We start from the raw sequence: 20,553 nt of genomic DNA on the forward strand, positions 1-20,553 counted from the left end.
GAAGGGAGACGGCACCGGGCGTACCGGGCCCGGGTCGCGAAGCCCGGGGCGCGATGCACGGAGCACAAGCACAAGCACACAGCGCGAACGACACGGAGCCGGCCCGAGGGGCGGCCGCGGACGAAAGGGTGCCCAGTGGCGCAGTCGCACGACGCCGAGCGGGAGCCGCTGCCGACCGCATGGCGTGACGCCTTCGCCGCCGACGGCGGTACGGGCGCGGACCTCGCCGCGGTCGACTGGGAGGCCACGCCGCTCGGGCCGCCGGCCCAGTGGCCGCAGAGTCTGCTCACGGCGGTGGACATCCTGCTGTCGTCGCGCTTCTCGATGTGGATGGCGTGGGGCCCCCGGCTGACGTTCCTGTGCAACGCCGCCTATCGCAGCAACACGCTCGGCCGCAAGTACCCGTGGGCGCTGGGGCGTCCGGCGAGCGAGGTGTGGGCGGAGATCTGGCCCGACATCGGTCCCCGCATCGACCAGGTGCTGACCACGGGCGAGGCCACGTGGGACGAGGCGCTGCTGCTGTTCCTGGAGCGTTCCGGGTATCCCGAGGAGACGTACCACACGTTCTCGTACAGCCCTCTGCGCGACGACGACGGGGCGGTGGTGGGCATGCTGTGCGTCGTCAGCGAGGACACCGAGCGGGTCATCGGCGAGCGGCGGATGTCGACCCTGCGCGACCTCGGTTCCGACCCGAGCGTGGTGCGCACCGAGGAGGAGATGCTGGCCTTCGCGGGCCGGCAGCTCGGCCGCAACCGCGAGGATCTGCCCTTCACCCTGACGTACCTGTTCGAGGGGGGCACGGCACGGCTCTCGGGCACCACGGGCATCGACGCCGGGCATCCGGCCGCGCCGGAACTGCTGCCCCTGGACGGCTCCGGGGGCGTGTGGCCGGCGGAGGCCGCCGCAGGCGGGGAGCCCGTGTGCGTCCCGCTGGAGGGCGGTGCCTTCGCCGGTCTGGGTACCGGCGCGTGGCCCGAGTCACCGACGCAGGCGCTGGTCGTGCCCCTGTTGCAGCAGGGCAGGCCGCCGAGCGGGTTCCTCGTGGCGGGCCTCAACCGCTACCGCGCCCTGGACGACGGCTACCGGGGGTTCATCGAACTCGCCGCGGGATACGTCGGCGCCGGCATCGGCAGCGCGCGCAGCTATCAGGCGCAGCAGCGGCGGGCGGAGGAACTGGCCGAACTCGACCGTGCCAAGACGGACTTCTTCTCCAACATCAGCCATGAGTTCCGCACCCCGCTGACCCTGATCATGGGGCCCGTGGAGGAGCTGCGGAGCCGGCTCTCGGACTCCGACCCGCGGGTGCGGCAGGAGTTGGAGGCCGTCCACCGCAACGGCCTGCGGCTGGGCAGGCTCGTCAACACCCTTCTCGACTTCTCGCGTATCGAGGCGGGCCGGATGCAGGCCCGTTACGAGCCTGTCGACCTGGCCTCCGTCACCGCAGAGTTGGCCAGCGTCTTCCGCTCCGCGATCGACAAGGCGGACCTGGGCTTCACGGTCGACTGCGTGCCGCTGCGCGATCCGGTGCACATCGACCGGGGCATGTGGGAGAAGGTGGTCCTCAATCTGCTGAGCAACGCCCTCAAGTTCACCTTCGACGGCGGCATACGGGTCGCCGTGCGTGAGGAGGACGGCTTGGCGGTGGTCACCGTCGCGGACTCGGGAGTGGGCATCCCCGCGGACGAGATGCCGCGCCTCTTCGAACGCTTCCACCGCATCACGGGAGCGCGGTCCCGCTCCCACGAGGGCAGCGGGATCGGCCTCGCCCTCGTCCAGGAGCTGGTCGGCCTGCACGGCGGCACCATCGCGGCCGACAGCACCGAGGGCGAGGGCACCCGCTTCACGATCCGGCTGCCGTTCGGCACCGCGCACCTCCCGGCCGACACCGTCGCCGACTCCCCCGGGGTGCCCACCACCTCCGTCACGGCGGCGCCCTACGTGCAGGAGGCGCTGCGCTGGCTGCCCGCCGACGACACGGCCGCGGGCAACGAGCAGGGGCCCGACACCTTCGTGGCCCACGAACAGGGGCCCGACGCGGAGCCGGAGGCCGTCGGAGTGGACGCCGGCCCCGCGTCCCCGGCCCGTGTGCTGGTCGTCGACGACAACGCCGACATGCGCGAGTACCTCACCCGCCTGCTGCACGGGGCGGGGCACGAGGTGCAGCCCGTGGGCGACGGCGGGCAGGCGCTGGAGGCCGTCCGCAGGAACCTGCCCGACCTGATCATCAGTGACGTCATGATGCCGGGCATGGACGGCCTCTCGCTGCTGAACGCCCTGCGCACCGATCCGCGCACGGCGTCCGTGCCGGTGCTGCTGCTGTCCGCGCGGGCCGGCCAGGAGGCGTCCATCGAAGGGCTGGCCGCCGGGGCCGACGACTATCTCGTGAAGCCGTTCGCCGCCGCCGAACTGCTGGCACGCGTACGGGCGAACGTCGAGCTGGCGCGGCTGCGCACCCATCACCTGCGGTGGCGCACCGCACTGGTGGAGTCGCTCCAGGAGGCGTTCTTCGTCTGCGACGAGCACGGCGCGGTCATCGAGATCAACGCCGCGTTCAGCGACATCCTCGGCTACGGACCGGAGGACCTCCCCTTCGCCCCGCACCACCCCTGGTGGCCGGACCCGGTCACCGACCCCGAGGCCCACCAGCAGGTCGCCGAGGCCTTCGGGAGCCTCCTGGAGGACCGCCACCGCAGCCGTACCGTCCCCGTCACCCACCGGGACGGGCGCCGCCTGTGGGTCAGCGCCACGTACAACGGGACGCAGGACCCGGACACCGGGCGGCGGATGATGGTGGGCACCTTCCGCGACGTCACCGCCGAGCACCACGCCGTGCAGCGCGAGAGCGCGCTCGCCTCCCTGAGCACCCGCCTGTCGCAGGCCGGCACGCTCCCCGACACACTGGCCGCGGCTCTGTCCGAACTGCGCGGCCTGTGGCGCGCCGAGCACGTCCTCGCCACCGTCCACGGCGGGGGCGGGGAGCCGTACGTCACGGCGGACGGAGCGCCGGAGGGACACCTGCCGGACCGCGATCAGGAGGCGATGCTCGCGGAGCTGCTGCGGCAGCCGCTGCTCAATCCGGTCTGCGGAGACACCGGGGCCGGCATCCACCTGGAGCACCCCGACGGACCGATGGCCCTGTGGATCGAGTTCGGCGACCGGCGGCCGTTCAGCGCCGAGGACCAACTGCTGCTCGCGCTGCTGGCAGGACGCCTGGCCCAGGCCATGACGCGCGCCCACCAGATCGACCAGCAGCGCGACACCGCCCTGGCCCTCCAGCGCGCCATCCTCGGCCCCTCGCGGCTGCCCGACGGGTTCGCGGTGCGCTACGAACCCGCCACCCCGCCGCTGGAGATCGGCGGCGACTGGTACGACATCATCACGCTGCCCGACGGGCGGATGGGCATCGTGGTCGGCGACTGCGTGGGCCGGGGTCTCGAAGCCGCCACCGTCATGGGGCAGTTGCGCAGCGCCTGCCGGGCCCTGTTCCTCCAGGACCCCAGCCCCGCCAGGACGCTCATGGCCCTCGACCAGTTCGCCGCCGGCATACCCGGGGCCAACTGCACCACGGTCTTCTGCGGCGTGCTCGACCCGCGCACCGGCCGTCTGACGTACTCCAGCGCCGGGCACCCGCCGGGCGTCCTCACCTTCGCCGACGGGACCACCCGGCTGCTGGACCGCGGGCGCTCCCTGCCCCTTGCGGTGCGTCCCGGTACCGAGCGCCCCGAGGACGAGTGCCCGATACCCGCCCGGTCGACCCTCCTGCTCTACACCGACGGGCTCGTCGAGCGCCGCCGCAGGTCGCTCGACGTCGGCATCGACCAGGCGGCGGAGGCCCTGCGGACGGGCCGGGGCACTCCCGTGGAGGACCTGGCGACACACGTCATGTCCCGGCTGGCCCCCTCCGGGGGCTTCGAGGACGACGTGGCCCTGCTGATCTACCGTCACCCAGCCCCGCTGGAGATGGCGTTCCCCGCGGAGTCCGGGCAACTCGCGCCCGTGAGGAACGCGTTGCGCACCTGGCTCACCCGGTGCGACCTGCCGGCGCGAACGGCGCAGGACGTGCTCATCGCCGCCGGCGAGGCGTGCGCCAACGCCGTCGAGCACGGGCACCGGCACAGCCCGGGGGCCCCGATCCGCCTGCGGGCGGAGGCGTTGACGGACGGTCTGCGGCTGACCGTCGCCGACACGGGGCGCTGGAAGCCCGGTGATCCCGCGGCGAGTCCCCACCGCGGCCGCGGTATAGCGATCATGAAGGCACTGATGCACCACGTGACCATCACACCCGGCCCGGCCGGCACCACCGTCGACCTGCACACGAGGATCCCCTGATGCCCACCCCGCTCCTTGTCACGCGCGGCGAGCGCCCGGACGGCACTCCCCTGCTCGCGGTGGCCGGCGAGATCGACATGAGCAACAGCGACAAGCTCTCCGAGGCCCTCGTCGGCACGCTGGGTCCGCTCGTCCTCGACCTGACCGCCGTCGACTACCTCGACAGCGCCGGCCTCAACGTCCTGTTCGCGCACGTGGACCGGCTGGAACTCATCGCGACGCCGCTGCTGGAACCCGTACTGACGATCTCGGGCCTGGCCCGCCTGACGACGGTCCACTCGGCGCAGCCGGACTCCACGCAACCGGAGTCCGTGCGGGCGGACCCCGTGCAGGACTGAGCAGGAGGAGGACCGATCACGAGGAGGACGGGCGGAAGGTGTCCAGCACGGTCCTGAGCACCCGCTGGTTCCCGGCGCCCGTCCAGTCCTCGGCCGGCGTCGTCCAGCGCAGCGAGAAGCTCCGGCCGCCGCCGAGCAGGAAGCCCCGGCCGAAGGTGCGCACACGCGTGCCCTGGGCGTCGACGAGCCATTCCATGTCGGCGGCCTCGTAACCCTGGTAGGTGGTCGCGGTGATGCCGCCCAGACGGTCGTATCCGGACCGCCGCTGCAGCCCGGGCTCGACGTCGTCGCGCCATACCGCCACCGGGTCGGCCCCCGCGCTCGCGCTGTAGGTGACGGCCAGGCTCCGCGGGTCGTCCTCCGTCCCGAACACGACCCGGTACGCGCGGTCCTCACGCCTGGTGCTCACGGGCTCCCAGCCGTCGGGGAGCGCGACGCTGAAGCCCTCCGGCGCGTCGTACACGCGGAAGCCGTCGGGGAGCCCCCCGGGCGCGGAGGGTGAGGGAGAGGCGGAGGGCGAACCGCTGGGCGAGGGGGCCGCGGGCTCGGAGGAGCGGATCGGCGGCACACTCGGGCCGTCGGCGTCGGCCGGGGTGCGGGACGCGGACGCCCGGCCCGCGGAGGAGTCCTCGGGTGCGCCGTCACCCGCCGTGGCGAGAGCGGTGACCGTCACCGCGACGGCCACGACGGCGGCTCCGACGAGCGCGAGGCGGCCCGCGCGCCGACTGCCCCGGTCGCCGCCCACGAGGTGGCCGAGCGAGAGCCGCGAGGTCGTGACGGTGTGCTGGACGCCCTCCTGGTCGTCGCTGACGACCCGGGCGAGGGCCTCCCGGACGACAGGAGCGGTGATCCGTTCGCCGGGGCTCTTGCGGAGCAGTCCCTGCACGGTCCTGGCCAGCGGCCCCGCCTTGACCGGGGTGCGCAGCGGCAGCCGCTCGATCGCCTTGAACGTGGCCTCGGGCCGGCCCCGGTCCCGGAAGGGCGGGCGTCCCTCGGTCATCGTGTAGAGCAGCGCCCCCAGGGCCCACAGGTCGGCCGCCGGACCTCCCGGCCCTCCGCGTGCCTGCTCCGGAGCCGCGTACAGCGGCGCGCCGAGACGCACCGGGGGAACCGTGCCCGCCAGTCCGAACCCGGTGAGGACCACACCGCCCTGGTCGCGCACGAACACCTGGCCGAGGCTGAGTTCCCCGTGCACGACGCCCTCGCCGTGCGCGGCCTCCAGGACGTCGAGGATGTCGAGTCCGATGCGGGCGGCCCGGACGTGGTGGAACGCCCCCTGCTGGTTGAGGAGTTCACCCAGGGGCATGCCGTCGATCCACTCGACGACGGTCCACACCGCGCCGGCCTCCTCCACGACGTCTATGACGGTCGCGACTCCCGCGGGGCGCAGCAGTCCCACGGAGTCGGACACCCGCAGAATCCTGGCGACGGTCCGCCGGGCGGACTCCGCCCCCTCGTCGGCGGGGAGTTGGGTCTGCGTCACCAGTCGCGGACGCGCGTACTCGATGTCCTCGGCGTACCAGCAGACGCAGTTCACTTCACGGTGGACGACGTCCTGGAGGCGGTATCTCCCCGCAACCAACCCGTCCGCAGCGGCACCCGCGTTGCCCATGGCCATCCCTCGCTGATTCCTTGCTCCCAGGTCCTCAGGAGTACGCAGCGGGCTACCGTCTGTGTTCAACGGAACGGCGAATGAACGCAATCGGTTTGCGGGGCGGCGGTGCCGTCGCGGGCTCCCGGCCCGAGACCCCCGCGACGTCAGCCGGTGAAGCGGCCGATCTCCCGGGGGTCCAGACCGGTCAGCCGGGCGACGCGCGGCGCGGGAATGCCCGCGGTGAGGGCGCGTTGCACGAGTGCCCTCACGTCCTGTGCGGTCTCCCGGAACCGCAGGAGCTCGTACTCCAGGTCCGTGACGGACCGCGGCGCGCACTCACGGCGTACGCGCGGGGCCTCCTCCTCGCTCAGGGGCACCGGCAGGCGCTCGGCGCCCTCGGGGACGACTCCCTCGGCGTCGCCGGGCACGACCCGGCCCCGCTCCGAGGTGGCCGGCACGCCATGGGCCTGCAACCACCCGTGCACGGCCGGAGTTCCGGTGCATTCGAGCGTGCCGACGGCGGCCAGGGGAGCCCCGGAAAGGGGCTGCCGGTCGTCGAGCAGGAACAGGAATGCCTCGTCGGCCATCGCGCGTCCTCGTCTCCACTGGCGGTCGGGCGGGCAGCCCGAGAAGGCGGGCCGCCGAAGGGCGCCGCCGCCACAGCTCGCCGGTCGCCGGTCGCCGGTCGCCGGTCGCCGGTCGCCGGTCAGTGTGGTCGCCGGTCAGTGTGGTCGCCGCCCGCTCCGCCCGCCCGCGACGTGCGGGTGGGCGGGCGGGCAGGGCACGGTCCGATGGGTGCCCGGCCGGGACACCGGCGAGGGACACCCGGGTTCGGGCCGGGCGTCGTAGTGGCCGGGGCACCCGGTGCCCCGGCTCCGGGCGGGCGCTCCTCAGCGTGTGGTGAGCATTCCCTCGCGCAGGCGCGTCAGGGTCCGCGACAGGAGCCGGGAGACGTGCATCTGGGACACGCCGAGCTGCTCACCGATCTGGGACTGGGTGAGTTCGTCGACGAACCGGAGCTGGAGGATGTGCCGGTCACGCTCGTCGAGTTCGGCGATGAGCGGGGCGAGGGCGTGGAAGTTCTCCACGAGCTCCATGCCCGCGTCCTCCTCGCCGATGAAGTCGGCCAGGGCGGCCTCGCCATCGTCGGCGTCGCCGCTGATGGCGGCGTCGAGGGAGGTCGAGTTGTAGCCGTTGGAGGCGACCCGGGCTTCGATGACCTCGTCCTCGGAGAGGCTCATCAGCGCGGCCAGCTCGGCGACCTTGGGCGCCCGGCCCAGGCGGCTGCTCAGCTCCTCGGTCGCCTTGGCCAGCTCGACGCGCGCCTCCTGGAGTCGGCGCGGCACATGGACGGCCCAGGACGTGTCACGGAAGAACCGCTTGATCTCGCCGACGATGTACGGGACGGCGAAGGTCGCGAACTGGACGTCCCTGGAGAGTTCGAAGCGGTCGATGGCCTTGATGAGGCCGATCATGCCGACCTGGACGATGTCCTCCATGTCGTCGCCGCGGTGCCGGAACCGACCGGCGGCGTAGCGCACCAGCGACATGTTCATCTCGATCAGCGTGTTGCGCGCGTACTGGTACTCGGGCGTGCCCTCTTCGAGCGTGGTGAGCTGATCGAAGAAGAGGGTCGACAGCGAGCGGGCGTCGCCCGGCGTGACCGTCTGCGGGTCGACGATCTGCGGCAACTCAGTGGTTCCGGTCTCCGTCCGCAGCCGGGTCGCCGTCGTGGTCGTCGTCATGCTTGCCCTCCCTGGTCCGCCAGCCGTGTGCCGTCCGTCGATCGACTGGTGAGCTGCGTGTACCCCCGACTCGCCACCGCATTCTCCCTCACACCCCTCCATCGACGTGATGCCCGTCACATCGCGGTGCGGGTGCGTCGAGGGGTGCGTACGGGAGGAATCCGCGACCGGAGCGCGGGGATCGGCCGGGACGTCGGGCGCGGCATCCGCCGGCACGCCGGGCGCGGGATCCGCCCGAGTGCCGGGCGTGACGCGCAGCCGCCCTCGGTGGATTCGCACGGCTTCCCCCGGAAAGCCGTGTTCAAGCTTCCGCTTCGCAGGGCAGGCGGTCATTTCGGAAATGAGGCCGGCCCAGACGAGGAGGGGCTTATGCCAGTGCATCACCCGGGACTCGACACCAGGCCGAAGTGCCACGCGATCTTCGATTCCCGACCCGAGGCCGCAGCGGACGCACGGGATCTCGCCCGGGCCTACGTGGACAGCCTCTCGCCGTCCGTCGACGAACAGGCCGCGGCGAGTGTCGCTCTCGTGGTCTCGGAACTGGCCACCAACGCCGTACGGCACGCGAGTGGCCCGACGTTCTCCCTGCGGCTGTGGGCGCGACCCGACGACATCGCCGTCGTCGTCACGGACTCCGATCCACGGCCGCCCCGCGAGCGGCAGCCCGATCTCACCGGCGAGTCCGGCGGGTTCGGATGGCCCATGGTCCAGAGCCTGGCCAGGACGGTCACCATCAGCGCGGGCCCCGGCGGCAAGAGCATCCGCGCGCATCTCCCCCGGTGACCACCGCTCACGGGCCGCGCGGGACAGGACGTGCCGGGACGGGACGCATGGGACCCGGCACCCGAGCGGGCGGTCGGACCGGACAGGGGAAGTCCGGACCACGGAGGTCCGGCCGACGGCTTCCGGTCGACGGCAGCCTCCGCCCGACGGCCTCCGGGCCCGGGGGCCCCGAGCGCCGGACCGGGTGACCGCCACCCCCTGACCGTCACCCCGTGCGCACCGGCCGCGCCCACCGGATCCCGCCACCGGCCCGCGCCCCCGGCCCCCGGCCCCGCCCGCGGCCCGGCGCCGAAGTGGCGCCGGACCGGGGGCGAGATGGCGTCGGACCGGGGGCGATCGGAGCTCCGCCCCGGTCTAGCAGTAGTTCGTGTTGTTGAACCGCGCGAACTCGGCGCGGGTCTGCGGACCGGCGACCCCGTCGATGCCGACGCCCAGCCAGTTCTGCAGGGCCTTGATCGTGCCGGTGCCGACGACGCCGTCCACGACGAGCCTGCCGCCGACGTACTCGCCGTAGTAGTTGAAGAACCGCTGGGCGGCCTTCCAGCTGTTGGTGCCCAGTTGGCCGTCGATCGTGCCGGGGTCGAAACCCCACCCGTCGAGCCAGCACTGCCAGTGCTTGGCCTGGGTCGTGCTCAGGCCGAGGTTGTTCACCACGAGCACGGAGGCACCCCCCGTGCCGGACGCCGGTGCGGCCGCCGGCCGGGGCGCGGCGAGGGCGGCACTCGCTCCCGCCGTGCTCCCCGCGGCGATCACGGCGGTGGCCGCGATGCCGACGAGGGTCCTCCTTACGACGTTCGATCGCATTCTTCTCACCCTTCGGGTCGTGGGTCGGCACCGGCCGGTGCGGGTGCCGAGGTGGCTGTACGGGGGCGTCCGGGCCGGGCCACGGGCCACGGACGCCGGTCGGCGCGCGGGCCGCGTCAGTCGAGGCAGCGCCAGGTCCGGGTGCCGATGATGCCGTCGTCGTCGATGAGGCACTCGCGCTGTACCGCGACGGTCGCGTTGTAGGTCTGCCTGCCGAAGACGCCGTCGATCGCGACCGGGTGGCCCCACTTCCCGAGCTTGCACTGCGCGTGGCGCACGGCGTTGCCGGTGCTGCCCCACCGGAGGGTGGGGTGGTTCTGGCTCCAGCCTTCGGAGCAGTAGTCCGCCGCGACCGCGGCCGGGGCGGCCGTGGCGGCCCGGGCGGCGCCCTGGGTCGCCGCCGAACCGAGTGCCGCCAGCGACAGGGCGCAGAGCGCGACGGCTGCTTTCCGGGTGATGGTCATGTTCTTCTCCTGGGAGGTGTCGTGACACGGACGTGGGGCGGCGGTGCCGCTGCGCCGGTGAGGGGCGCCGGACCGGGCGCGGGTCGGACACCAGCACCGGGCGGACGCTCCCGCGGGCACGGAGTCGCCGTCTCGGGCGGACCTCAGCGGGCGGCGCCCGCCGCGAGCGACGTGACGGCGAACCTGCTGATGCGCATGGGTGGTCCCCCTGTGGTCGGTGGTTGTGTACGGGGAGCGGCCGGCCGTGCGCCCGGTGCCCGGGCGACGCGCCCCCGCCACCGCTCCCCTGCGGAACCGGATCACGCGGGCCGGTGGCTGTCCGGCACCCCGTGGACCCACAACGTACGAGCCGCCGTGCGCCACCCGCGTCCCGCGCCGGGTTGAACTCCCGCGCAGACCAACGGGGTAGCCGCGCGGTTCCTGCAACTTCCGCGGTACCGCGCAAGGTTGACGTCCTCCGCCTGCACCGGCGCTACGCTGCCGCGATGCGGATCCCTCCCCTCGCCGTCGACACGCTGATCGTGACGGCGCTGACCGGCGTGGCCGTGCTGCTGGGGCCGGAGGCCGCACGCCAGGGACAGCATCCGCTCGACGCCACGGCCTACGCGCTGGTCGTCCTGGTCCACCTGCCGCTCGTGTTCCGCGTCCGGGCGCCCGTGGCGGTCGGATGTCTCGTGCACGCGACCTGGCTGGTGTACATCACGGCCGGCTACTGGCCGGTGGTGTGCAGCTTCGGGCCGATGCTCGCCGTCTACACGGTGGCCTCCCTGCGGCCCTCGTCGGTCTCGGTGCCGTGCGCCGCCCTGATGGGCGGGGTGTGGATCTACGCGGGCGCGGTGAACCAGACCGACTCCTGGCCGTCCGTGATCGGGCAGGCCGTCGTCTACCCGGCGGTGCTGTGGCGGTTCGGTGTCGCCGCCCGCCGCTCGGCGGAGCTGACCCGCCAACTCCGCCGGGAGCAGGCGGAACGGGCCAGGCGCGCGGTGGCGGAGGAACGCGGTCGCATCGCCCGCGAACTGCACGACGTGGTCGCCCACCACATGTCCGTGATCTCCGTGCAGACGGGTCTCGCCCGGTTCGTGTTCGACACCGACCGTCGGACCGCGCGTACCGCTCTCGACACCATCGACGCCACCGGCAGGGAGGCACTGGACGAACTGCGCCGCATGCTCGTGGTGCTGCGCTCGGCCGACGACGGCGCCCCGGCCGACCCGATGCCCGGTCTCGCCGGGCTCCAGGAGATGACGGAACGCGTCCGCGCCGGCGGTGTCCCCGTGGAACTGACCGTCGAGGGAGTCCCGCGCCCACTCGCCCCCGGGGTCGACCTGTGCGCCTACCGGGTGGTGCAGGAAGCCCTCACGAACGTCCTGAAGCACGCGCCCGGAGCGAGCGCGGAGGTGCGCCTGGGGTACGAGCCCCACCAGGTGACCGTTTCGGTCACGGACGACGGAGAGGGGGTGATTCAGGACAGAGTACGGACCGACGGCGGGCTCGGCTTGATTGGCATGCGTGAGCGGGCCAAGCTCTACGGCGGGCGGATCAGCATCGGCCCGCGGGACCGAGGCGGCTTCGCCGTGCGGCTGACCCTGCCGACCTCCGCGCGGGCCGCCGTGCAGGGGGACGACATCACCACATGACCAGAGTGCTCGTCGCCGACGACCAGTTCCTCATCCGGGCCGGCCTGGTGGGTCTGCTGCGCGCCGCACCCGGGATCGAGGTGGTCGGCGAGGCCGGCGACGGCGCGGAAGCGGTGGCGCTGGCCGCCGAGACCCTGCCCGAGGTGATCCTGATGGACATCCGCATGCCCGGCGTGAACGGCATCGAGGCCACCGAGCGCATCCTCGCCCAGGCCGCCGACCCGCCGCCCCGCGTCCTGGTGCTGACCACGTTCGACCTCGACGAGTACGTGTACGGGGCTCTGCGTGCCGGAGCCTCCGGGTTCCTGCTCAAGGACTCCGGTCCGGAACGGCTGCTGGCCGCGGTGGCCGCGGTCGGCGGCGGCGACGCTCTCTTCGCGCCCAGCGTCACGCTCCGCCTGGTGGAGGCGTACGCCCGGCAGGGCACCGGCGAACATCCCACGGAACTGGCCGCGTTGACGTCCCGCGAGGTCGAGGTCCTGAAGCTGATCGCACGCGGGCTGTCCAACCTGGACATCGCCGACCGCCTCTACATCAGCGAGGCGACGGTCAAGACCCATCTGAACCGCACGATGACCAAGCTGGACCTGGACAGCAGGACCCAGGCGGTGGTGGTCGCGTACGAGTCGGGCCTCGTCGTCCCCGGCGGCTAGCGGGCCGGGCCCGCGAGGAGGCCCGTACGTCGTGCGGGGTGGGGTCCGAGGACGTCCTTCCCGTCCGGTGGCCCGTCACGGCATGGGCAATGGAGTACGAAAGGTCGGCGGGCGGGGCCGAGGCGTCCGACGCCCCGGGCCGAGGGACCGCGAACCCGCCTGCCCGCCCGCGGTGGCCGCGCGACGCGTCCGGCCCGCCTCCTGCGCGGCGGCATGTGCTGACCCGTACGGGTCGGTCGGGGGCCGGGACCGCGTACGCCGGGCCCGCACCTGGAAGGGACATTCGGACGGTGTGCGCAAGGCCGGCCGGCGGGAGGTGTACGGGCGCGTGCGGTGGTTCAGCCGGATCGGGACCGGACCGGTCGTGTCATGGCTCCGGGACCACGATCCCGAGTGGGCCGCGACCCGGCGGGCGGCCCGCACGGCGATCGTGATGCCCGCGCTGTTCGCGCTGTGCAGCCAGGTGATCGGGTCGGGCACGATGGCGACCTTCGCCGCGTTCGGCTCGTTCGCCATGCTGCTGCTCGTCGAGTTCACCGGACCCATGGCTCAGCGGCTGCGGGCCCAGCTCGGCCTGGCCGCGGCCTGGGCCGTCCTCATCTCCCTGGGCACACTCGTCGCCGGCGAGATGTGGCTCGCGGTGTGCGTCACGGTCGTGGTGGGCTTCCTGGTGCTCTTCGCGGGCGTGGTCAGTTCCGTGCTCGCCGGGGCCTCCACCGCGCTGCTGCTCGGCTTCGTCCTCCCGGTGGCCTCGGCGGCCCCCGTGTCCGTCCTGCCGGAGCGCCTGGCCGGGGCCGGGCTGGCCGCGGCGGCCTCCCTGTTCGCGATCACCCTCATGTGGCCTCGCCCCGCGGCGGACCCGCTCACCGCGCCCGCCGCCCGGGTCTGCCGGGCCGCCGCCGAGCAACTGCGGACCGACGCCTCGCGGCTGGCCGGCGGCGCGGACGCGCCGAGCATGGGGAACTGTCGTGACGCGGCGGACAGGGCAGCCGCCGCGGCCGCCGAGCTGCGCGAGGTCTTCGACAGCACCCCCTACCGTCCCACCGGCCTCTCCACGGGTTCGCGTGCCCTGGTCCGGCTGGTCGACGAACTCACCTGGCTCGCCGCGGTGCTCGTCGAAGGCGTGCTGCGGCCCGAGGACCGGTCCGAGTACCGGACCGGCCCCCACTCCGTACGGCGGACCGCGGCGGCGGTCCTGGACGAGGCTGCCGCGCTCCTCGACGACCCGCGCCGTCCCCCGGACGCGCTGCGGGCCGCCGTCGACCGTCTGCGTTCGGCGCTGGCCGACATGACGGACAGGGCCACCACCCGGCTGCACGTCCGCCGCGACGCACCGCCCACGGCGCCGATGACAGGGGCGCACCCCGTCATCGGCGCCCTTGACCTCTCCTTCCGTGCCCAGGTGCTGGGCTTCGCGACACTCCAGATCACCGACAACGTGGCCATGGCCTCGGCGGCGGAGCGCCGGGGCTGGAGCGAGCGGTTGCTCGGGCACGAGCCGGGTGCCGTGGGCGAACCGCTGGCGGCGGCGCGCGAGCGGGCCGGGGCCCACCTGAGGCGGCACTCCGTCTGGCTGCACAACAGCGTCCGGGGAGCGCTCGGTCTCGGCATCGCGGTGGCGCTGGCGAACGTGACCGGCGTCCAGCATTCGTTCTGGGTGCTGTTCGGGACCCTGTCGGTCCTGCGCTCCAACGCCCTCAACACCGGCCAGAACGCGCTGCGGGCGGTGGGCGGCACCCTCGTGGGCTCGATCCTCGGGGTGGGGCTGCTGCACGCCATCGGCGACCACGACACCGCGCTGTGGTTCCTGCTGCCGATCGCCGTGCTGGTCGCCGGCATCGCTCCCGCCACCATCGGGTTCGCCGCGGGCCAGGCGTCCTTCACCGTCACCCTGGTCATCCTGTTCAACGTGGGCCGGCAACCCGACTGGCACGTCGCGCTGCTGCGGGTCCAGGACATCGCCCTCGGCTGCGCGGTCAGCGTGCTCGTCGGACTGCTCTTCTGGCCGCGCGGCGCGGCGGCGTCGGTGGACCGGGCACTCTCCGAGGGGTACGCGTGCAGCGCCGCCTATCTGGCGAGCGCGGTGAGGTACGCGGCCGAACACTGCGGGACCAGGCCGGCCTCGGCGCACACCGCGCAGCGCCGGGGCGCGGAGGCCGCCGCCGCGGCACGCCGGCTCGACGACGTCTTCCGCACCTACCTGGCCGAGCGCGGCCCCAAGCCCGTGCCGCTGGCCGACATGACGACACTGGTCACCGGAATCGTGGGACTGCGGCTCGCGGCCGAGGCGGTGCTCGGCCTGTGGCAGCACGCGGAGGCCCTGCGCCCCCAGCCCGACCGGGCCGGGGTCCGTGTGGTGCTGCTGGGTGCCGCCGAGCGGGTGACGGGCTGGTACGGCGACCTGGCCGAGGGGCTCGGCCGGCACACCGCCCTGCGCGATCCGCTGCCGCGCGACCGCGGCGCCGAGGCGCTCCTCGTGGAGTACCTCGACCGTGATCTGAGCGACCCGGAGGGGCTGGGCACGGACACCGCGGTACGCGTCATCTGGACCGCCGACCACCTCGACGCCGCCCGCCGCCTGCAGCCGGGCCTCGCGTCGGCGGCGCGGCGGGACGGGCCGCCGGGCCGTGACACGTCCGATTGAGCCCAGGTCCGCGCCCCCGGGTGCACGGACCTGGCGCCGGGAGCGCGGTCCGGCGGCCGGGCGGGACGGCGACCGACCGATCCCGTGACCGCCCCGAGCGGTCCCGGGAAGCCCGGGCGCTCCCGGGGGTCCGTCGTCCCCGCCGGTCGGCGGCGGCGGGGACGACGGGGACGGTGGTCATGGCACGGCGGCGGCCGTCGGGGGCCGCGCGGTCCGGCGCGGTGCCCGGGTCAGGGGTACGAGACCACCGTGGACGGCACCGTGGACGTGCCCGAGGTGGGTGCTCCGATGTCGTTGACGACGTGGGCGTACTGGCCGTTGCCGCCGAGTGAGACGACGAGGAGGTTGTGGAACCTCACTCCCGCGGTGTTCGGGGCGGCGAAGCCGTGGTGCTGGACGATCGTCGGGTCGACGTTGTAGTAGCAGTAGCTGCCCAGCCCCCACCCCTCGTGCGAGGTCACGGAGTCGGCCACCTTGTACGCGGCGTACCCCCTGACGGAGCCGTTCTGGACGGCCGCCTGGTTGGGGGCGTCGTAGGCCTTCTCGTTCTGGAAGAAGATGGTGCGTCCGCGCTGGCCGAACCACTGCACGTCGTACTTGTTGAAGTGCTCCACGAACAGGCCGGTGGCGAGTACGTCGTCGCCGTTCACAACCACGCCGTAGTCGGCACGGTTGGTCTCCCAGCCGACGCCGGTGCCGTGGTCCGCGCGCCACACCCAGGTGTGGTCGACGATGGTGTGCCGGCTGTTGACCACCATGCTGGTGGTGGCCCTGCCCGCGCCCGCCCCTCCGATGCGGATGAACACGTCCTGCACGGTGGTCGGGTTGGCCGAGTGGTCCCTGGAGGCGCCCCGGGGGCCCACCTCCACCAGCGTCGCGGAGTTGACCGGGCCGGCGTCGACGAGGAAACCGGCCAGCCGCACACCGTCGACGTCGGCGACCTTCAGCGCGGTGACGCCGTTGTCCGGGATCAGGGTCGCGTACCCGAGGCCCAGGACCACGGTGTTGGCCCGGTTCACCTGGACGGCCCGGTCCAGGTGGTAGATGCCGGGGGTCAGCAGGAGGTGGAGTCCCTCGGAGAGCGCCTGGTTGAGGGTGGCCGCGGACACCCCGGGCTTGGCCACGTAGAACTGGGACAGCGGCAGGGAGGTGCCCCTCGGGGTGCCGTTGCCCCAGGTGACACCGCGTGCGTTGGTCCGCTTCTCGGGCAGGAAGACCCGGTACTCGCTGCCGTTCAGATACAGGAAGGGCTTCTCGCGGGACACGGGCGTGGTGCCGAGCGTCGTGTACGGCGGGTTCGGGAAGCTCTGCGCGGGCGCGCCCTCGACACCGGAGAACACCATGTTCCAGACGGCGTTGGCCCAGCCGCCGACCGAGCTGTCGCGGGTGTACCACTGCTGCTGCGAGTACGGTCCGACCTGGCCGTCGACACGGCTGTCCGCGATGTAACCGCCGCTGGCCCAGCCGTAGCCGTCCGGGGCGAGGTTGAGGCCGCCGCGGATGTGCATGCGGCGGAAGGGTGCCGCCTGCGCGACCGCCCACCGGTTGGTGCCGTTGACCGGGACGAGTGCCAGGTTCTCCGCCGAACGCCAGAAGTTCTGGGTGGCGTTGCCGTTGAACCAGCCCGCGTCGACGGTGACGTCGCCGTTGATGGTCGTGTCGTCGGGCGACAGGCCGAGGCCCGCGATCGAGGTGTAGAAGCCGAGCTGGGCGTTGAGCCCGTGGTAGGTGCCGGGCTTGAAGAGCAGTGCGTAGCGGCCGGTGCCGAACTGCGCCGACTCCTGCTTCCGAAACACCTCGTCCAGTTTGGCCTGGATTCCGGCGGTGGAGGGGTCGAAGACGATGACGTTGGGGCCGAGGTCGCCGCCGCCCGGCAGGGCCCGCGGGGCCTTCGGCGCGGTGGGGGCGGCCGACGCCGGGGAGGACAGGCCGGCGAGGGCGGAGCCCGTGGCCGCGGCGGCCGCGGCGCCGAGGACGGTGCGACGGCCCATGACGGGCCGGGGGGTGGGGGATTCCATGGAGGCAGGGGGCATGGGGGCGACTCTCCAAGTTCGGGAAACGAACGGTGGGGGGGTGGGGGAGCGCTCTCTCGCCGTTGAATGCTTCATCCGTGTGAACCGCGCGTCAAGAGTTGCGACCGGAGTCCCGGAAGTTGTTGCACGGCACATGTCAACTACTGTGCTTTGAGCAGCATTTGACGTCATTTCAGTCGTTCGAGGAAGGACTGCCGGCGGCCCGCCGCGTTCAAGAGGTGCGCTGCGGACTCGGGTTGATCCTTCGGTCGGGTCCCTTGACACCCTCGCGCAACGGCCCCGACACTCCGTCACGGGAGAGCGCTCTCCCGGCGCTCCCCTCGCTCTCCTCCCAGCGATCTCCCGCGTTCCCCGCCACTCGGACGACAGCCCCGCCACACGGAGGGCTCGTACGGCATGTACCGCACGGACGGGCGACGCGGGCAGCACCCCCACCGTTCCCCATCGACGTGTTCAGGAGGTCTCCATGCCACGGAGATCGCAGATCCTCCCAGGAGCCCTGATCGCCGGCGCACTGCTGCTGACCTCACTCGGTCTCGGCGGCGTGGCGGCGACCGCGGGCACTCCCCCGGCGGCGCGGGACGCGGCGTCCGCCGCGCACGCGGGCCACACCATGGCGGTCTCGACCGCCGTCTCCCCCGAGGACCCGGACGGCGACGGCTACATTCCCGCGAACCCGCCGGTCACGGGGGTCTCGCCGTCCACGAAGGAGCCGCCCCACCGCTACTTCCACGAGTTCCAGGCCAACTGCTCGGTGAGCCACACCAAGCCGGACGACCCGATCGTCTACCCGCAGCAGCCGGGCAAGTCCCACGACCACACCTTCATGGGCAACAGGACGACCGACGCGAACAGTACGACGGGCTCGCTCGGCGGCGGCACCACCACCTGCAACGCCCCGGGCGACAAGTCGGGCTACTGGATGCCCACCCTCTTCAAGGGCGACCAGCCGGTGCGCCCCGTCGGTCCTCAGGTCATCTACTACAAGGCGGGCGTGACCGACTACACGAGCGTGCGGCCCTTCCCCAAGGGACTGCGGTTCCTCGTGGGCAGCCCGACCCAGAGCGCCGAGGAGTTCCGCAGGCACCGCGGCTTCGTCGAGGGCTGGGAGTGCGGCGACAGCTTCTTCAACGTCGAGTTCCCGAAGAACTGCCCGAGCCGTCCGGACGTCCAGCTCAACATCCGCTTCCAGGCACCCAGTTGCTGGGACGGCAGGTACCTGGACACGCCGGACCACAAGAGCCACATGGCCTACCCGGTCGTGAACCCCGGGACGAACAACAACATCTGCCCCACGAGCCACCCGGTCGCCCTGCCGATGGTCGAGTTCAAGATGGCCTTCCCCGTCAACGGCGACCTCTCCCAGGTGAGGCTGGCCAGCGGACCGAGCTGGTCGTTCCACTACGACTTCTTCAACGCCTGGGACGCCCCCACCCTGGACGCGCTCGTCGGCCACTGCGTGGTCGGCGGACTCCAGTGCGACGCGCGCGGCTACGACCAGACACACCCCGAGGCGGGCGCCGCGCTCGACGAGAACTACGAACTTCCCTGAGCCGCCGAGGTTCCGGCCCGGGTCCCCGGGCCCGGGCCGGGAGGGCCGGACGCCGTGCCCTCCCCGGCACCCCCCACCCGCGCCCTCCCTCACACTCCCCCCACCGAGCCGGGGCGGCCGGTTCACCGCGCCACGGGCCGGCCGCTCCCCACCCGCACTCCGGAGACCCCACATGACCAGACCGCGCATCCGCACGCGCCGCATCGCGGCGCCCCTCACCGCAGGACTACTGGCCGCCGGCGCGCTGTCCCTGCCCGCGCAGCCGGCGCACGCCGCCGGCAGCGTCGTCAGGGTGACCGGCTCCCAGGGCAACTGGCAACTGACCGTGGACGGCAGCCCGTACCAGGTCAAGGGACTCACCTGGGGTCCGGCCGTGGCCGACGCCGGGCGGTACATGCCCGACCTCCGGTCGATGGGTGTCAACACCATCCGCACCTGGGGCACCGACGCCTCCAGCAAGGCCCTGTTCGACTCCGCGGCCGCCCACGGCATCAAGGTCGTCGCCGGGTTCTGGCTCCAGCCCGGCGGCGGCCCCGGCAGCGGCGGCTGCGTGAACTACCTGACCGACACCGCATACAAGAACCAGATGCTCGACGAGTTCCCGAAGTGGGTCCAGGAGTACCGGAACCACCCGGGCGTCCTGATGTGGAACGTGGGCAACGAGTCGGTGCTGGGTCTGCAGAACTGTTACAGCGGCGACGAGTTGGAGCGCCAGCGCAACGCCTACACGAGCTTCGTCAACGACGTCACCAGGAGGATCCACGCCGTCGACCCGGACCATCCGGTCACCTCGACCGACGCCTGGGTGGGCGCCTGGCCCTACTACAAGAGGAACGCGCCCGACCTCGACCTGTACGCCGTCAACGCCTACGACGCGGTGTGCGACATCAGGGCCGCCTGGGAGCAGGGGGGTTACACCAAGCCGTACATCGTCACCGAGAGCGGGCCCGCCGGCGAGTGGGAGGTGCCCGACGACGCCAACGGCGTTCCCCAGGAGCCCACGGACCAGGCCAAGGCCGAGGGCTACACCAGGGCGTGGGGCTGCGTCACCGGGCACCGGGGCGTCGCGCTGGGCGCCACGATGTTCCACTACGGCACCGAGTACGACTTCGGCGGCATCTGGTTCAACCTGCTGCCCGCCGGACAGAAGCGGCTCTCGTACTACGCGGTGAAGCGTGCGTACGGCGGGGACACATCGCGCGACAACACTCCGCCGGTCGTCGCCGGCCTGTCCGTCGAGGGCGACGCGGGCAAGGTGCAGGCGGGGCGCGACCTGACGCTGTCGGTGAGGGCGGGCGACCCCGACGGGGACACCCTCTCGTACGAGGTGCTCGACAACAGCATGTACGTCGACCAGAGCAAGCACCTCACCCCGCGTCCGCACACCGACCTCGGTGGCGGCCGCCTCCGAGTGACCGCACCGGACAGGCCCGGAGTATGGAAGATCTACGTCAAGGTCACCGACGGCAAGGGCAACGTGGGCGTCGAGACACGGTCCGTACGGGTCGTCCCGCCGACCGTGGACGGCACCAACCTCGCCCTGAACAAGCCGGCCACCGCCTCGTCCCACCAGACGGGCGGCGGTGACTGCCCCTGCACCGCGGCGGGCGCCGTGGACGGGCGCGACGACACCCGCTGGGCCAGCGACTGGAGCGACCCGCAGTGGCTCCGCGTCGATCTGGGCACGCGCACCGCGTTCAAGCACGTCCAGTTGGTGTGGGAGACCTCCTACGCCAAGGCGTACACCGTCCAGACGTCCGACGACGGCCAGAACTGGCGGACCGTGCGCGAGGTGACCGACGGCAACGGCGGGGTCGACGACTTCGACGTGTCGGGCACCGGCCGCTACGTCCGCGTCAACGGCACCGCGCGCGGCACCGGATGGGGCTACTCCCTGTACGAGTTCGGCGTCTACAACTGACAGTGAGGATGTGATGTGGTGACGCTGCAGGTGGGTCTGACCCTCCAACTGACTGA

General features: G+C 72.8%; 14 protein-coding genes. 8 read left to right on the forward strand and 6 right to left on the reverse strand.

All coding sequences use genetic code 11. The features are described from left to right. Nucleotides 1–135 precede the first annotated feature (135 nt). Both IE265_RS33615 and IE265_RS33620 read left to right on the forward strand, forming a co-directional pair. Nucleotides 136–4,329 carry a SpoIIE family protein phosphatase gene (locus IE265_RS33615; protein WP_229916819.1) on the forward strand — a complete coding sequence of 1,398 codons (4,194 nt, stop codon included), beginning with the start codon at nt 136–138 and terminating at the stop codon, nt 4,327–4,329. Next, complete coding sequence (locus IE265_RS33620; RefSeq protein WP_190039551.1) at nt 4,329–4,667, forward strand: STAS domain-containing protein; 339 nt, start codon at nt 4,329–4,331, stop codon at nt 4,665–4,667. Before IE265_RS33615 ends, IE265_RS33620 begins: the two co-directional genes overlap by 1 nt. 16 nt (nt 4,668–4,683) lie before the next feature. Here the strand turns inward: IE265_RS33620 and IE265_RS33625 are convergent, their stop codons facing one another. The 3 genes from IE265_RS33625 to IE265_RS33635 all read right to left on the reverse strand — a co-directional run bounded on the left by IE265_RS33625 (nt 4,684) and on the right by IE265_RS33635 (nt 8,006). After that, complete coding sequence (locus IE265_RS33625; RefSeq protein ID WP_308434839.1) at nt 4,684–6,285, reverse strand: serine/threonine-protein kinase; 1,602 nt, start codon at nt 6,283–6,285, stop codon at nt 4,684–4,686. 140 nt (nt 6,286–6,425) lie between these two features. After that, on the reverse strand, nt 6,426–6,848 hold the full coding sequence (locus IE265_RS33630) for a DUF6003 family protein (RefSeq protein WP_190039552.1): 423 nt from the start codon (nt 6,846–6,848) through the stop codon (nt 6,426–6,428). 303 nt (nt 6,849–7,151) lie between these two features. Beyond that, entirely contained in the window at nt 7,152–8,006 is an 855-nt protein-coding gene (locus IE265_RS33635; protein ID WP_190039553.1) for an RNA polymerase sigma factor SigF, read from the reverse strand. Nucleotides 8,007–8,375: 369 nt separating this feature from the next. On the opposite strand from IE265_RS33635, the gene IE265_RS33640 reads away from it, so the two are divergent. Next, nucleotides 8,376–8,789 (forward strand): ATP-binding protein, encoded by a 414-nt coding sequence (locus IE265_RS33640; protein WP_190039554.1) that lies wholly within the window; start codon nt 8,376–8,378, stop codon nt 8,787–8,789. 354 nt (nt 8,790–9,143) lie between these two features. Here the strand turns inward: IE265_RS33640 and IE265_RS33645 are convergent, their stop codons facing one another. Together IE265_RS33645 and IE265_RS33650 are read right to left on the reverse strand one after the other, a co-directional pair. Further along, entirely contained in the window at nt 9,144–9,593 is a 450-nt protein-coding gene (locus IE265_RS33645) for a peptidoglycan-binding domain-containing protein (protein ID WP_190039555.1), read from the reverse strand. A 116-nt stretch (nt 9,594–9,709) separates the two neighbouring features. Beyond that, nucleotides 9,710–10,057 (reverse strand): peptidoglycan-binding domain-containing protein, encoded by a 348-nt coding sequence (locus IE265_RS33650; RefSeq protein ID WP_190039556.1) that lies wholly within the window; start codon nt 10,055–10,057, stop codon nt 9,710–9,712. A 485-nt stretch (nt 10,058–10,542) separates the two neighbouring features. On the opposite strand from IE265_RS33650, the gene IE265_RS33655 reads away from it, so the two are divergent. From IE265_RS33655 to IE265_RS33665, 3 genes are all read left to right on the forward strand, one after another. Beyond that, nucleotides 10,543–11,694, forward strand: coding sequence for a sensor histidine kinase (locus IE265_RS33655; protein ID WP_190039557.1), 1,152 nt, complete (start codon nt 10,543–10,545; stop codon nt 11,692–11,694). Beyond that, nucleotides 11,691–12,347, forward strand: coding sequence for a response regulator (locus tag IE265_RS33660; RefSeq protein WP_190039558.1), 657 nt, complete (start codon nt 11,691–11,693; stop codon nt 12,345–12,347). Before IE265_RS33655 ends, IE265_RS33660 begins: the two co-directional genes overlap by 4 nt. Nucleotides 12,348–12,675: 328 nt before the next feature. Beyond that, the gene (locus tag IE265_RS33665; RefSeq protein ID WP_229916821.1) at nt 12,676–14,991 is read left to right on the forward strand and encodes an FUSC family protein; all 2,316 of its coding nucleotides are present in this window, start codon (nt 12,676–12,678) and stop codon (nt 14,989–14,991) included. Between the two features lie 230 nt (nt 14,992–15,221). Here the strand turns inward: IE265_RS33665 and IE265_RS33670 are convergent, their stop codons facing one another. Continuing rightward, nucleotides 15,222–17,009, reverse strand: coding sequence for a pectate lyase-like domain-containing protein (locus IE265_RS33670; protein ID WP_373303084.1), 1,788 nt, complete (start codon nt 17,007–17,009; stop codon nt 15,222–15,224). A gap of 481 nt (nt 17,010–17,490) precedes the next feature. Here IE265_RS33670 and IE265_RS33675 point away from each other — a divergent pair, with 481 nt between their 5' ends. Both IE265_RS33675 and IE265_RS33680 read left to right on the forward strand, forming a co-directional pair. Then, on the forward strand, nt 17,491–18,576 hold the full coding sequence (locus IE265_RS33675) for a DUF1996 domain-containing protein (protein ID WP_190039561.1): 1,086 nt from the start codon (nt 17,491–17,493) through the stop codon (nt 18,574–18,576). A gap of 172 nt (nt 18,577–18,748) precedes the next feature. After that, on the forward strand, nt 18,749–20,497 hold the full coding sequence (locus IE265_RS33680) for a discoidin domain-containing protein (RefSeq protein WP_190039562.1): 1,749 nt from the start codon (nt 18,749–18,751) through the stop codon (nt 20,495–20,497). The last annotated feature ends 56 nt before the right edge of the window (nt 20,498–20,553 follow it).

Origin of the sequence: Streptomyces fructofermentans (genome assembly GCF_014651055.1) — a bacterium.
GTDB lineage: Bacteria > Actinomycetota > Actinomycetes > Streptomycetales > Streptomycetaceae > Streptomyces > Streptomyces fructofermentans.

Bases quoted from the DNA above. Each gene is read 5' to 3' on its own strand.
- IE265_RS33620 (WP_190039551.1), top strand. From the start codon at position 4,329: ATGCCCACCCCGCTCCTTGTCACGCGCGGCGAGCGCCCGGACGGCACT.
- IE265_RS33625 (WP_308434839.1), bottom strand. From the start codon at position 6,285: ATGGCCATGGGCAACGCGGGTGCCGCTGCGGACGGGTTGGTTGCGGGG.
- IE265_RS33630 (WP_190039552.1), bottom strand. From the start codon at position 6,848: ATGGCCGACGAGGCATTCCTGTTCCTGCTCGACGACCGGCAGCCCCTT.
- IE265_RS33635 (WP_190039553.1), bottom strand. From the start codon at position 8,006: ATGACGACGACCACGACGGCGACCCGGCTGCGGACGGAGACCGGAACC.
- IE265_RS33640 (WP_190039554.1), top strand. From the start codon at position 8,376: ATGCCAGTGCATCACCCGGGACTCGACACCAGGCCGAAGTGCCACGCG.
- IE265_RS33645 (WP_190039555.1), bottom strand. From the start codon at position 9,593: ATGCGATCGAACGTCGTAAGGAGGACCCTCGTCGGCATCGCGGCCACC.
- IE265_RS33650 (WP_190039556.1), bottom strand. From the start codon at position 10,057: ATGACCATCACCCGGAAAGCAGCCGTCGCGCTCTGCGCCCTGTCGCTG.
- IE265_RS33655 (WP_190039557.1), top strand. From the start codon at position 10,543: ATGCGGATCCCTCCCCTCGCCGTCGACACGCTGATCGTGACGGCGCTG.
- IE265_RS33660 (WP_190039558.1), top strand. From the start codon at position 11,691: ATGACCAGAGTGCTCGTCGCCGACGACCAGTTCCTCATCCGGGCCGGC.
- IE265_RS33670 (WP_373303084.1), bottom strand. From the start codon at position 17,009: ATGGAATCCCCCACCCCCCGGCCCGTCATGGGCCGTCGCACCGTCCTC.
- IE265_RS33675 (WP_190039561.1), top strand. From the start codon at position 17,491: ATGCCACGGAGATCGCAGATCCTCCCAGGAGCCCTGATCGCCGGCGCA.
- IE265_RS33680 (WP_190039562.1), top strand. From the start codon at position 18,749: ATGACCAGACCGCGCATCCGCACGCGCCGCATCGCGGCGCCCCTCACC.